At 44.9% G+C, this 13428-nt stretch carries 7 protein-coding genes; 4 read left to right on the top strand and 3 right to left on the bottom strand.

Annotation, left to right across the window (positions count from 1 at the left end; all coding sequences use genetic code 11):
- The first annotated feature begins 22 nt into the window (after nucleotides 1-22).
- Nucleotides 23-5230, top strand: coding sequence for an nSTAND1 domain-containing NTPase (locus QUA57_RS14510; protein ID WP_333061747.1), 5208 nt, complete (start codon nucleotides 23-25; stop codon nucleotides 5228-5230).
- 357 nt (nucleotides 5231-5587) lie between these two features.
- Nucleotides 5588-7873 carry an FdhF/YdeP family oxidoreductase gene (locus QUA57_RS14515; protein WP_333061748.1) on the top strand — a complete coding sequence of 762 codons (2286 nt, stop codon included), beginning with the start codon at nucleotides 5588-5590 and terminating at the stop codon, nucleotides 7871-7873.
- A 163-nt stretch (nucleotides 7874-8036) separates the two neighbouring features.
- On the opposite strand, the gene QUA57_RS14520 is transcribed toward QUA57_RS14515, so the two are convergent.
- Nucleotides 8037-8249 (bottom strand): hypothetical protein, encoded by a 213-nt coding sequence (locus QUA57_RS14520; protein ID WP_333061749.1) that lies wholly within the window; start codon nucleotides 8247-8249, stop codon nucleotides 8037-8039.
- The gene (locus tag QUA57_RS14525) at nucleotides 8243-8557 is read right to left on the bottom strand and encodes a glycosyltransferase family A protein (RefSeq protein ID WP_333061750.1); all 315 of its coding nucleotides are present in this window, start codon (nucleotides 8555-8557) and stop codon (nucleotides 8243-8245) included. Before QUA57_RS14525 ends, QUA57_RS14520 begins: the two co-directional genes overlap by 7 nt.
- Before the next feature lie 391 nt (nucleotides 8558-8948).
- Here QUA57_RS14525 and QUA57_RS14530 point away from each other — a divergent pair, with 391 nt between their 5' ends.
- Nucleotides 8949-9356, top strand: a complete 408-nt coding sequence (locus QUA57_RS14530; RefSeq protein ID WP_333061752.1) for a hypothetical protein — start codon at nucleotides 8949-8951, stop codon at nucleotides 9354-9356.
- Nucleotides 9350-11851 (top strand): protein kinase domain-containing protein, encoded by a 2502-nt coding sequence (locus QUA57_RS14535; protein ID WP_333061754.1) that lies wholly within the window; start codon nucleotides 9350-9352, stop codon nucleotides 11849-11851. The genes QUA57_RS14530 and QUA57_RS14535 overlap by 7 nt, the downstream gene beginning before the upstream one ends.
- A gap of 102 nt (nucleotides 11852-11953) precedes the next feature.
- Here QUA57_RS14535 and QUA57_RS14540 read toward each other — a convergent pair whose 3' ends face one another.
- Nucleotides 11954-13366, bottom strand: coding sequence for a hypothetical protein (locus QUA57_RS14540; RefSeq protein WP_333061756.1), 1413 nt, complete (start codon nucleotides 13364-13366; stop codon nucleotides 11954-11956).
- Between the last annotated feature and the right edge of the window lie 62 nt (nucleotides 13367-13428).

Here is a 13428-nt window from a genome sequence, read left to right on the forward strand (position 1 = left end):
GAAACTTTTTCAAATATTAATTATGATTAATTCGCATTGCCAGCAAGAAACCGCAGCACAGCAAAACAAAAGTTCGCTGCAAACTCTCACCCGGACTCTGAGAATGTCTCAGGGGCAATTTTCGCTGATTTTGGTACGGTGCAATTACAGTGCGATGAGAGAGCAAACGGCACGGCAATTGCGGGAGGAGTCGGGTATCGAGATTCGAGAAATTGTCCTCCCGCCATCTGTTAAAACTCTTTACACGACGATAGAAACCAAAGTTTCCTGCAGCCACCCGTCAGCTTTAATGGTGTTTGGATTGGAATCGGTAAGTGCGATCGATCGACTGCTAACTTCTACCAACTACGTGAGGGAAGAATTTCGGAATAATTTTCCCTTCCCGGTGGTGCTGTGGGTGACAGACAAAATCTTAAAAAAACTGATTCGGTTAGTAACAGATATCGAAACTTGGGCGACAAGTGTTGAATTTGTGATTGGCCCCGACGACTTGGTGGATTTCCTGGGCAAAAGTGCCGATCGCATTTTTTCCAACATTTTAGAAAGTGGCAATTGGCGTTTAACTAATTCTACCATTCTCGGAGCCAATTCTTTGAGTGAACTAGAGTCGGCTAGCCAAGACTTGCAAACTTGCAATATCAGATTAGAACCAGCTATTGAAGCGAGTTTGCAATTTATTCGCGGTAGGCACGAATATGCTCGTCACCGCATCCCTGCAGCTCTTGAGTTGTATCAAAAAAGTCTCAGCTTTTGGAAGCATCAAGTAGCATTTATCGGAAAAAAAACAGAATTTAGCGATTTGTTATTTACTGTTCACCCAGCACCGGTGTTAGAGGGAATTCTGCTATTCCACATCGGTCTTTGCTACCGCTTCCAAGCAGAACAACGCCGCAGTGGAAACCGTCCTTACTGGACGGAAGCTAAGAATTATTTTCAGGAATGTATTGATGTTTTAGAACGCGCGGGGCGGCCGGATGCCGTTGGTATATTCATCAATCAACTTGGCGAAGTATTGCAGCAGTTAGAAGATTGGGATGCACTGTGGAATTTAGCTATCAAAGCTCGGAGGTTACATGAAAATATGGAAAATTCAGCAGTTAATTTGGCTCAAGATTACGGCTTTTTGGCTAGAGTAGCCTTAGAGCAAAAGAACTGGCAAGGAGCGAAAGAATGGGCTTTAATGGCTCTAGACGTTCTCAACTCAAATTTAGAAGCGATGGGACAGGGAACCCCTGTAAAGTCGCAGCATCTAGGCTTGTATCTGTTAATTTTAGCAGAGGCCCAGAGTCAGTTGGGTGAGGTACAGGAGGCTATCGCGCATTTAGAGCTTGCTCGCTTGGAAACCGAACCTTGCTACAACCCGCAACTGTATTTGCGGGTTTTAGAAATGCTGCGATCGCTCTATTTTCAGCGGGGAGAATATCTCAAAGCATTTCAAATTAAGCAAGATTATCGAGCGGTGGAACACACGTATCGGTTCCGAGCTTTTATTGGAGCCGGAAAGTTGCAGCCGCACAGAGAAGCGGTTAATTCCGTCGCCGAAACTATTGCCGGCGCTGCTACTATTGCTGACGAAATTACTGCTTCCGGCAGAGAGCAAGACCTCAACCGCTTGATATATAGAATGAACAATACCCCCGACAAACTGACAGTAATTTACGGTCAGTCTGGAGTTGGTAAAAGTTCCATTGTCACGGGAGGATTAGTACCAGCTCTCAAACAAAAAAAAATAGAAATGCGGACTGTTTTGCCCGTAGTGCTGCAAGTTTACAACAACTGGCCACGGGAATTGACCAGACAGTTATCTGCTGGGAAAGCTGAAATATTCGACCCGGAAATTGCCGAAGCAGTACCAGGAACTGATCCGGTAGATTTGACCGTAGAAGCAGCCGAAGTCAAGGGAAATCTTATTTCGCGATTTCATGGTGGAGCGACTGGGAATAATGAGGATCAAAAAGAGCACTCACAGCCAGTTGAATTAATCATACAACAACAGGCGATCGAATACGAAAACATTATAAAGGAGCTGCAAAGAAATTCCGAACATTTAGTGACTGTTCTGATATTTGACCAATTTGAAGAATTTTTTTTCGTGTGGAAAGAGCCAGCGGAAAGACAAATATTTTTTGATTTTTTGCGGGAATGCTTGAAAATAAAATATTTAAAAGTCGTCCTGTGTTTGCGGGAAGATTACCTGCACTATTTGCTGGAATTTTCCCGACCAAAAAACCAGACAGGATTCGTTAACAATGATATTTTGGAGGACATTCTCAGCAAAAACATTCTGTTTTATTTGGGAAATTTTTCGCTGATAGATGCGCGATCGGTAATTCGCACTTTAACTGAGCGAGCGCAGTTTTACTTAGAACCGGAGCTGATCGAAGAATTAGTCAAAAATTTAGCTGGAGAATTGGGAGAAGTCCGCCCGATCGAACTACAACTTGTCGGCGCTCAACTGCAACAAGAGAACATTAGAACTTTAACTCAATATCAGGAGCTTGGCAACAATCCGCAACAAAAATTAGTCGAAAGGTTTCTCGAAGAAGTCATCAAAGATTGCGGCCCGGAAAATGAAGTGGCCGCGCGCCGAGTTTTGTATTTGCTGACAGATGAAGATGAGATACGTCCCCTAAAAACTCGCGCCGAGTTAGCCTCTAATTTAGCGACATTTGCTGAAGCTGACAAATTAGATTTAGTATTAGAACTGTTAGTAAACTCTGGTTTAGTTTTTCGCTGGACAGAACTGCCAGCAGAGCTTTATCAGCTCGTTCACGATTATTTAGTTAGCTTCATTCGCCAGCAGCAAGAATTAGATAAAAAGGCAGAATTTGAGGAACTGCGAAAGCAAAACCAAATTAACCGAGATGAAATTGAACAAATTCGCAAAGACAGAGAGCAAGATGCTTTGCTGTCGGAAGCTAGAGACAAACAGTACCAAGCGGAAGCTCAACTTTACCACACTCGGAGATGGCAATTGCGGGCGGCGGTTCTAGGAGTGCTTGTACTCGCAGGTGTTTCGGGGATGGCATTCGAGCAAGCAAAATTAGCAGAAAGCGCACGGCAGGAAGCAGAAAAAAGTCGGACTGATGCCCTAAATTCGGCGTCGGAAGCTTTGGTGCTTTCTAATGAAAAAAACCAATTAGGAGTGTTGGGAAATAGTATCAAAATTGGTCGTGATTCTCTGAAAAGTACAGCGCTGCCTGTGGACACTAAAACTCAAATTGCAGAAAGACTCAGACAAGCAGTTTCCGGGGTGCAAGAACGCAACCGTTTCGAGCAGCACAGCAAGTTTGTTTTGGATGTGAGTGTCAGTCCAGACGGCAATTCAGTTGCTTCGGCAAGTGCTGACAAAACTGTTAAATTGTGGAGCAAAGAAGGTAAGTTATTAAAAACTTTCAATCATCCCGATAGCGTGACGAGTGTTAGTTTTAGTCCCGATGGGAAAACGATCGCTACTGGTTGTGCCGATCGCACAATTAGAATTTGGCAAGTAAATAACGACAAAAGTGCGATTCCCTACGGGATAGCTCCGCTTCACGGCATTTTATCGGGTCACCGCGATATCGTCACCAGCGTTAGTTTCAGTCCCGACGGCAAAACCCTAGCTTCCGCCAGTCACGACAACACCGTCAAAATCTGGAACCTTGCGAACAAAAAATTGCTGCAAACCTTAACGGGACACAAAGACTGGGTACTCGGCGTCAGTTTCAGTCCCGACGGCCAAACAATAGCCTCAGCAAGTGTTGACAAAACTGTCAAACTTTGGAACCGAGAAACTAAAACCCAGAAATTTACAATTAATCCCAAAACATTAACCAAACATTCTGACATTGTGTACAGCATTAAGTTCAGTCCAAACAGTCGAGAACTCGTCTCAGCAAGTGCCGACACCACAGCCAAAATTTGGAACCGAAACGGTGAGGAAATCAGAACTCTCAAAGGACACAACGATGAAGTTGTCAGCGCGAGTTTCAGTCGCGACGGCAAACAAATTGTCACCGGCAGCGCCGACGATACGGTGAAAGTTTGGAGTCGCAGCGGCACTTTGCTTAACACTTTTCGAGGACATCAAGACGACGTAAGAGCCGTAAGTTTCAGCGGTGACGGCAGTATTGCTTCCGCAAGTAAGGACAAAATAGTGAAAATTTGGAAACCGGATAGCACTCCGCTGAATAAGATTTTATCAGGACACGGAGACTGGGTTTACAAAGTCAGTTTTAGCGCTGACAGCAAAACAATTGCTTCTGCTAGCCGGGACAAAGCCGTGAGACTTTGGCGGGCTGACGGCAGTTTATTCAAAATCTTAGAAGGTCATAAGGATTCTGTTACCTGGGTGAGCGTTTCGCCTGATGATAAAACTGTTGCTTCGGCGAGCGATGACAAAACAGTGAAAGTCTGGAGTTTAGACGGCAAACTGTTAGATACTCTCAGCCACAGTGGCATTGTCCGAAGCGTGAGTTTTAGTCCAGACGGAAAGATAATTGCCGCCGCCAATGCCGATCGCAAATTGTACCTCTGGCGCTGGAACGGTTCTAAAGCAACTTTGTTTGCCAAACTCGATCACAGCAATCCAGTAATTAGCGTTAGCTTCAGTCCCGACGGCAAAACTATTGCTACTGCTACCGCTGCTGAGGACAAGGCAAGCGGGAAGAAAAAGGCTTTTGAAATTACCGGAGAAAAGAGAGTTTACCTGTGGCAATTTAACGGTTCATCTGCGAAAATTATGAAAACTATCGACCACCGGGACAGCGTTAAAAATGTTAGTTTCAGTCCCGACGGTAAGACTATTGCTGCTGCTTGCGCTGACAAAAAAGTTTACTTGTGGGGGTTTGATGGAAAGGTGGCGAATTTAACTGAAAAACTCGACCACAGCGATACTGTAGAAAGCGTGAGTTTTAGTCCAGACGGCAAGTTGATTGCGGCGGCGAGTGGGGGAAATACTGTTAAGCTGTGGGATTTTGACGGCAAGAAGGCGCTGCTATCGAAGACTTTGGAGTCGAGCGATCGCGTGTTGAGCGTTACTTTTAGTTCTGACAGCAAAACTCTGGCTTTTGCTAGTAGGGATAGGACTGTAATTCTCTTGCCTGTGGCGAATTTGGAACTGAATAATATCATTGCTCGCAGTTGCGAGTGGTTGGGAGATTATTTGCAGAATGACTCGAATGTTGCTGAGGGCGATCGGCTGCTTTGTCTTGGGTTTGGCAAGCAGGCGTTAAATAAGAGGAAGTAAACCTGGTTGGTAGTGAGGACTTCAGTTTTCTCTCTGCCTGTGCATGAGGATTAAAGTCCTTACTGCTAACCTATTCTTGAAGAGAAATTAAAACATCTATCTGTTGAGTAGTTTTTTCTGTTGTAAATTTGCGGTAAAATTCAAGTAATAAATTTAACTCCTCTGGCGGTTCCCCCGCCGAGTCAATAGAATTTACTCGGTATGCGGCAGAATTGTATTGTACAGTGCGCTCAAAAAAATCGCTTTGAAAAACAACAAAATTCTTGCCTTCAAAATTTTTATTTCATTCTGCCGAATGCCTTGTACTCCGGCTGCATTTCTTCAACTAATCCGCAATTCAAACAAAAGGTAAACCACATGGATGTCAACTCCCAAAATGCCCAACCAATCCCGCCATTCAACGAGACAAACGAGGAAACACCAGAGATAGGTGGCGGTTTGCCCGTAATAGAATATTGGGCAAAACATACATTGTCCCCGGAAGGGCCGAAACTTTGGAAAACTTTGCTGCACAAAAGTGCTTGTTTGTCCTGTTCTTGGGGCACTGGCGGGCAGAAAGGAGGTTTTACAAATGAAGAGGGCGAAAAACTTCAGCGCTGCATGAAAAGCGTTGAAGCAATCTCCGCTGAAATCAAGCCGGCTATCTCAACTCAATTTTTTGAAAAGAAGAGTATTGCTGAACTCCAGCAATTAACTTCAATGGAAGCAGACAGGCTGGGAAGGCTGAGTTTTCCGATGATTTTGCGGGCGGGTTCATCTCATTACGATCGCATTTCTTGGGAAGAAGTTTATCAAATTGCCGAAGCTGCTTTTCGCAAAACCCCGGAACGAGTAGCATCTTACAGTTCCGGCCGCTCTTCCAACGAAGCGGCTTTTCTGCTGCAATTGATGATGAGAGCGATGGGTTCCAATAACTTAGCAGATTGTTCCGATCTCTGCCACGCTCCCTCGACAACTGGCTTAAGCGAAATGTTTGCCACTCGCACCTCCATAGTGAGTCTAGAAAACTTAAAGCAAGCAGATTGCGTCGTACTCGCAGGTGCGAATTCTGCCTACAACCATCCCCGCTTCATGAACGAATTAATTAAAATTCGCGACAAAGGCGGTAAAATCATTGTAATCAACCCGGTGATGGAAATCGGGTTAGTCAAGTTTGGTTCTCCCGCATTTCCCGTCAAGTCGCTCATCCCCGGTTCCGATATTTCCTCCTTATACTTGCAACCAATTCCCGGCAGCGATACGGCGCTATTTGTCGGTATTCAAAAGTCTATAATCGAACAAGGACTCCTGGACAAAAAATACTTACAAGCGTATACAGAAGGTTGGGAAGCAGTAGTCCAGCACGCCCGCGAAATCGATTGGGAAACTATTACTAAAACCTGCGGAGTTTCCCAAGCCGAAATTGAGGAGGCAGCCAAAATTATCGGCACGTCCCAGCGGGTTGTATTCGGTTGGGCGATGGGAATTACCCAACACGATAACGGTGTAGATAACGTTTTCAGCATTGCCAATACTGCTTTAATGACAGGAAATGTCGCCAAAGAAGGGGCGGGATTAATGCCCGTCAGAGGACACTCAAACGTCCAAGGATTCGGCTCTATGGGCGTCACTGTGAAGCTGAAAAAAGAAATTCAGGCCGCTCTCGAAAAGTTGTTAGGGCGTCCCCTCAGCCGCGTTAAGGGTTACGAAACTCGATCGCTCATTGAAGCAGCAGATGCAGGCAAAGTCGATACACTGATTTGTCTGGGCGGTAATTTGTATGGGGCGAATCCAGATTCAACGCAGGCAAAACGCGCTTTAAGCAATGTTGAAACCGTTATTTACCTTGCAACCAAACCGAATTTAGGGCATTTTCACGGATTGGCAAAGCACAATACAATTGTGATTCCTGTACTGAATCGCTTTGAAAATCCCCACAAAACAACGGTGGAATCGGGGAATAACTTTGTGCGTTTAAATGATGAGGGTGAAACTCATCTCACTAATTCGGATTTGATTCCTGAAGTAAATTTTTTAACAGAATTAGCGAGCCGAATTCACGGTACTTATCCGGTAGATTGGCGCCAACTTCAGGACACCCGCTACGTTCGGCAATTGATTGCTAAAACCATTCCTGGGTTTGAAAAAATGGCAACAATCGATGAAACAAAAGAGGAATTTACCATCGGCGGTCGCATTTTTACGGAACCTAAATTCCCTACTGCTTCTGAGAAAGCGAAGATGTTTGTCGCGCCTTTACCTAAGCTGAGATTACCGGAAGCGAAAGAGTTTGGAGGATCGAAATCAACACAGGGTATTGTTGTGGCATTGATGACGGGACGCAGCTATTCTCAGCACAATACTGTGGTTTACAAAATTGATGACAAGTACCGGGGAATGCCGCACCGCAACTGCATTTTGATGAATCGTGCGGATGCAGAAAGCACGGGTTTTCAAGAACATCAGCGGGTTACGGTGCAGGGAAATGTCGGGAAAATGGAAAATGTCGAGGTGATTTATGGGGCGGTTCGTGAGGGTGCTGCTTTGATGTTTTATCCTGAAGTTAATGTAATTTTTCACCCGGAGATTGAAAAGCGATCGGGTACGCCTGCTTACAAGCGCGTACCTGCTTTTGTATACGCGGAAGCTCGGCAACGGATGTAAGGGAAGTAACGGATGTTATGATTAGCTCTGCCTTATTTCTTCTTCCTTCTTTCTTCTATAACTCACATTGTGGATGATTTTTAAGAACAGGCAAGATGCCTGTTCCACAACGAGTTAATTTTTTGTGGGGTGGGCCTCTTGCCTGCCCATATGCAAGTCTTAATTAACTCTTAATTTGCCAAGTTCTACCGCGCCAAGTCCATCCCCAATCGGTTTCAGTTTTAATCGCAGAACCAATCGCCATCGCGGCCACTAACGCACCTCCCAAACCTCCTAACCACCAGTATTTCGTCGGACAGTCACAAATCTCAGCACCCAAGCGGCGCAAAGTGTAATGCTGCCAAATTACGATTACGGATAAACAGATAGTTAACAAGGTAATTGGTTGGTTAGTCGCGGCTGACCTGCTAATATTTTAAGCCGGAGGTCGTTGAGAGGCTGTTGCAGGGTTGGCCCGATCGCTAACGTGTCGTCTGTCGAGCGATCGTCTACAATTAAAACCTCTAAGTTTTCCACAGACAACGGTGTACTCTCCAAAATGGCGATCGCGCAATCCCGAATATTCTCTGCCTCGTTGTATGCTGGTACGATTACCGAAACTTTAGGGAACTGCGCGGCGGACTCCGGTGACAGCTTAGCCAAACTTCTGTCGGTTCGAGGCGCATTTTCGACTGATCGGCGCAAATTCTTAGTGTAAGCTCTACTTACAATGAGAGAAAAAATTAGCAGGGTTAACAATATCAAAGCGAACTGACCTCAAAATTTCGGTACACGATTTGTCTCCCTAAATATTAAAAAATATTAAAACAAAAAGCTAGTCGATCGCCCGAAAAGTTATTTTGACCGCCTCTTTTGCTATAATTTGTGAGCATCTTTCGGCTCGCCCGCAGCGAGGGGCAAGACCCCTCACCCATACAGCGACCGAAAAGCCGAGGATAGATATCAGTTTTCAGAGGATATTGCAATGGGCGAATTTTTTACAGTCGATGTGTTTGCGAACACGATAGCGGTACTCGGCGCTTTGGGTTTTTTCTTTTTGGGATATCAAGCTTTGCAGATGTTGAAAAAATAAAGTATGTCAGAAATGAGATGTTGCACCATTGTCAAGAACGGGCAAGATGCCCGTTCCACAAAGAATGATTTTTCTTGTGGAACAGTCATCTTGCCTGTTCCTAAACAAGTATTTGAGAAGGGTGCAATATCTCACTTAGAAGTCAGAAGTCAGAAGTCAGAAGGAAAGAAGTCAGAAGGAAAGAAGTCAGAGGGAAGAAGTCCGATGGAAGTCGGAATAAGGAAAGAAAGAAGAAAGAAAGAAAAAACTATTACGAATACCCAATGCCCTGTTTTGCCAATGCCCAATGCCCTGTTTTGCCAATGCCCAGGAACACCGAATTTACCTGAAAAAGGCTATACAACTGACTCAACATTGCAACTGTTTCTTGCGAAAATCAACCAAAAAAAGGCTGCGTTATTATCATGGTGAGCCAACTTTTAGATGGACGCTATCAAATCATTGAAGTCATAGAAACAGGAGAATTTGGACAAACCTATCTGGCCAAAGATATTCGCCGTCCGGGAGAACCGCAGTGCTTTGTCAAGCACCTGCGTCCCGGTACCACCGAACCGAAATTAATTAATACTACGCGCCGTCTTTTTCAAAAAGAAGCAGAAGTTCTAGAAAGGCTCGGTCAACACGACCAAATTCCTCAGCTATTCGCTTATTTTGAGGAAAATGAAGAATTTTTCTTAGTTGAATCCTTTGTTGCGGGCCACTCGCTATCAACCGAGATTGTACCCGGAAAACCTCTAACAGAAGAAAAAATGATTCCTTTGCTCAAGGAACTGTTAGAAATTTTAGTGTTTGTACACGGACAGGGAGTAATTCACCGAGATATTAAACCAGCGAATTTAATCCGCCGCTATTCAGACAACAAGTTAGTTTTGATCGACTTTGGCTCGGTGAAAGAAATTCACATCGCTCAAAGACAAGCGCCGGTAACTGTGCGGATTGGCACGCTGGAATATATGCCGATCGAACAATTTCAATACAACCCGCAACTCAACAGCGATATCTACGCTTTGGGAATGATTGGCATCCAAGCAATGACGGGTTTGCCGGCTTACGATTTGCCGAAACTGCGGGATTTGAAAAATTCTAATAAAGGCGAAATTGTTTGGCGGCACTTAGCCACGTGTTCCCAAGCGCTGGCCGATGTTTTGGATAATATGGTGCGCTACGATTTTCGGGAGAGATACCAGTCGGCGGCGGAAGCTTTAGCCGATTTGAGGAAAATTGGCGATCGCTCGCGGGCGCGGATTCCCAAGCTAACAATATATCGCGAAGAAGTTGATCGGCGCAGCAGCAGCCGGGGTGATATTACAGTCGTCGGTCGGAGAATATTAGATGAACTGCGCGTCAGTTTGGAATTGCTGCCAGAAGAAGCAGAGGCGATCGAAGATGAGGTATTAAACCCTTACCGCAAATACAGAGAAAAAGGCGAACGCTACGAACAATCACTGCAAGAAGCAATGCAGCAAGAATATCCCTTTTCTCTGGAAACTCGCGACGAATTAAAACGCTTGCAGCAAGTTTTAGGGCTTACCGACGAAGATGCCGCAAAAATCGAAGAATTAGTCATTCCTAAATCTTTATTTGCTAAATTGTACAAGGCGATATCCACAGTTTTGGAGGGGCACCGTAACCCCAATCTGCCACCAGCGAGTAGCGCCCCTCAACTCGAATTGCAGGCAAGTCCGGCGGTATCCTCGCAGGTAAATCTGAACGGAAAAACCGATTTCTTGATCGCCAGCCCAGCAGCACTTGTCCCCAAAGAAACTCGCAAATTCAATCCTTATCTTGCCGGGGCAACAATTGCGGCTATCTTAGCTGCGATCGGCGGAATTTACGGATATCTCAAATGGCAAGAATGGCAGCAGCGAGCCCAGAAAGAATCCCAAGAGCTCAATCAAATTGAAGCGCTTTATAAAGCCAGCAATTATGAAGACTGCATCAGCCAAATACCAACAATTGCCAACACTTCCAGCAGCTATTCGTCCGCTCAGAAGTTACAGGAACAGTGCCAATCAGCTCTCCAGTGGAAGAACGCCAAAGTCAAAAATTTCGCTCAGCATTCAGATGCCGTTGGGTCTGTTGCTTTCAGTCCAGACGGCTTAATGTTAGCCAGCGGTTCTAAAGACAAAACCATCCAAATTTGGGATTTAGCTACAGGCAAGTCGATCCGCACTTTTCCAGGAGATTCCTCCACTATTTGGTCGGTTGCTTTTGACTCAAACGGTACGAAACTGGCGACTGGAACCGGTTTTTGGCGAGTCATGCTGTGGGATTTAAAAACAGGGCAAGTGATTCGCAGTCTCGACCACACTGCTTCTGTTTGGTCTGTCGCTCTCAGCCCGGACGGACAGCTTGTCGCTAGCGGTAGCGGAGACAAAACTACAAAGATTTCGGAGGCAGCAACTGGCCGTTTGATTCAGAGTTTTCCAGACCATACAGATTTTGTTTATTCTGTTGCTTTCACTCCAGATGGAAAAAGTTTGGTTAGCGCTTCAAAGGATAAAAAAATTACAGTTGTGGATGTCGCAACAGGGGCGTTGCTCAAAACTATTGAGGGACACGGCGACCCGGTGAGGTCGGTTGCTGTTAGCCCAGATGGCAAGACAATAGTTAGTGGTTCCTACGATGAAAGTATTAAAATCTGGAATATCGAAACCGGAGATTTAATTCGCTCTATCCAGGGACATTCTGACGATATTGTCTCGGTTGCTATCAGTCCGGACGGGAAGTTTATTGCGAGCGGGAGCAAGGATAAAACTATTAAAATTTGGGATTTTGCTACCGGAGAATTGCTGAATACTTTGACAGGACATTCCGATGAAGTTTATGTGGTAACTTTTAGTCCCGACGGCAAAACTATTGCTAGCGGTTCTAAAGACAATACTATTAAGTTGTGGCTGAGGTAATACGATTTTAGATTTTAGATGGAATGACTTACTGCATAATGGTGGGGGACTTGCCTACAGTTGCATTTTTTTGAGGAACTGATATCATTAGTCATTGGTCATTTAATTGCTATAATTCAGCTCGTTTTTTAAGGTTGGGGGAAAGTGCCAATAAGGCGTTTCTAATTCCTCCTTAGTTGGATAATTTTCAGTTGACTTCTCTCGGATTTGAAAAAAGTAGTAGAGGTTAGCCACAGTTAAATCGGATATTTCTTGCCAATTCGAGGCAGCTAAACCTTGATAGCCAGTAGCGATCGCCTGCTGGTTGACATAAAGTTCGTATCTCCGGCGGATTTCCGGCGACACAGCGAAGGTTAGCTGGTCGCGCAAGGATAGAAAGTGAGACTTTTGCTTTAAACTTTCATAAAGTGAAGGTTCCGCCGCTAATACCGCGAATGTAGTATACACGCTGCTTTTTAAACTTTCGCCGGTGAGTTTATCTAAACTAGCTAACTGGTGCTGCTCTTTTGGAGACAAAGTTTGCATCCAATCAACCTCATTTTGCCAAAATTCTATTACACTTAAATCATGACCCAGAATTCTAGTAACTTCGGGAAATAAAAAATCTAGTTCTGGTTCGGATTGACATCCTTTAACAACAGTTAGAAGATTTTGACAAATTTTTGATTGGAGTTCCCGCAGGCGATCGCTCACCATATCGTAGGCGCGCTGCAAGTGAAACGTAACGCCGATCGCCTGCTCGATCGCCCAAACACATTCCATTTGCCTGAGCTGTCCGGCAGAACACAGCCCCTCCAACAAACTAGGATTATCATAAATTTTTAAAGCCTCAAACAGCATATCCCGCCCGCTATTAATTTCGTAATTCCGAAGTTTAATATCTGGCACTGTTAGGGCTGACTGACAGCGTTTAATAGCTTTAGAAAAAATCTCGTAACCGTTAACCAGTTTCTGGCGGTGCATTTCAAAACTAGAGTCGTGAGCCACCTTAAAAATCTGCTGGATTACCTCTACTCCCCTATCTTTGAGTATGTGTCTGAGATCGATAAACCCGTCTTTAATTTTTAGCTTCTGGTGCTTTGCCTCTTCTCGGATTTTTAATACTTGGTTGAGGTTTACTGCGGACAAAACTGTGTTCGATACAGTGCCAATACCAATGACAGCAGCAGTCGCTTGCATCACTGCCAAATTAATTTTCAGACAGTTAAGCATTCTGTATGTTTTTTGAAACCCCTGATGAGTTTGAGCCACCTGCAACGGCGCCAGTGTCACGTACACGGGAGCTACCAGCGGCTGTATGGGGCCACCTCCGGCTAACTGTGCGAGCAATCCTATAACTCCGCGCGAGGATAGAGTTTCACTTCTTGATTGATAAAAGATTTTTGCAAGCTCCACAAACTCCCCTGTCAGCGGATCTCTAGCTGCCGGGAGCAATTTTCCTGTTTTGGCAGCAGGCTGTACAAGGTTGCCACTATTGAGTCGCGCCTGAGTTGCAGGGGTGAATATATAATCCATGTTCTGGCTCAGTTTCCATTCAAAAAGGCAGATGTTGTGTATTGTATGCTGTTTAGGGAAAC

Source organism: Microcoleus sp. Pol7_B2 (assembly GCF_036701035.1).
Taxonomy (GTDB): domain Bacteria; phylum Cyanobacteriota; class Cyanobacteriia; order Cyanobacteriales; family Microcoleaceae; genus Microcoleus.

What these genes read in the sequence shown, in the direction of transcription:
- QUA57_RS14510 (WP_333061747.1), top strand. Translation starts at nt 23, where the DNA reads ATGATTAATTCGCATTGCCAGCAAGAAACCGCAGCACAGCAAAACAAA.
- QUA57_RS14515 (WP_333061748.1), top strand. Translation starts at nt 5,588, where the DNA reads ATGGATGTCAACTCCCAAAATGCCCAACCAATCCCGCCATTCAACGAG.
- QUA57_RS14530 (WP_333061752.1), top strand. Translation starts at nt 8,949, where the DNA reads ATGTCAGAAATGAGATGTTGCACCATTGTCAAGAACGGGCAAGATGCC.
- QUA57_RS14535 (WP_333061754.1), top strand. Translation starts at nt 9,350, where the DNA reads ATGGTGAGCCAACTTTTAGATGGACGCTATCAAATCATTGAAGTCATA.
- QUA57_RS14540 (WP_333061756.1), bottom strand. Translation starts at nt 13,366, where the DNA reads ATGGATTATATATTCACCCCTGCAACTCAGGCGCGACTCAATAGTGGC.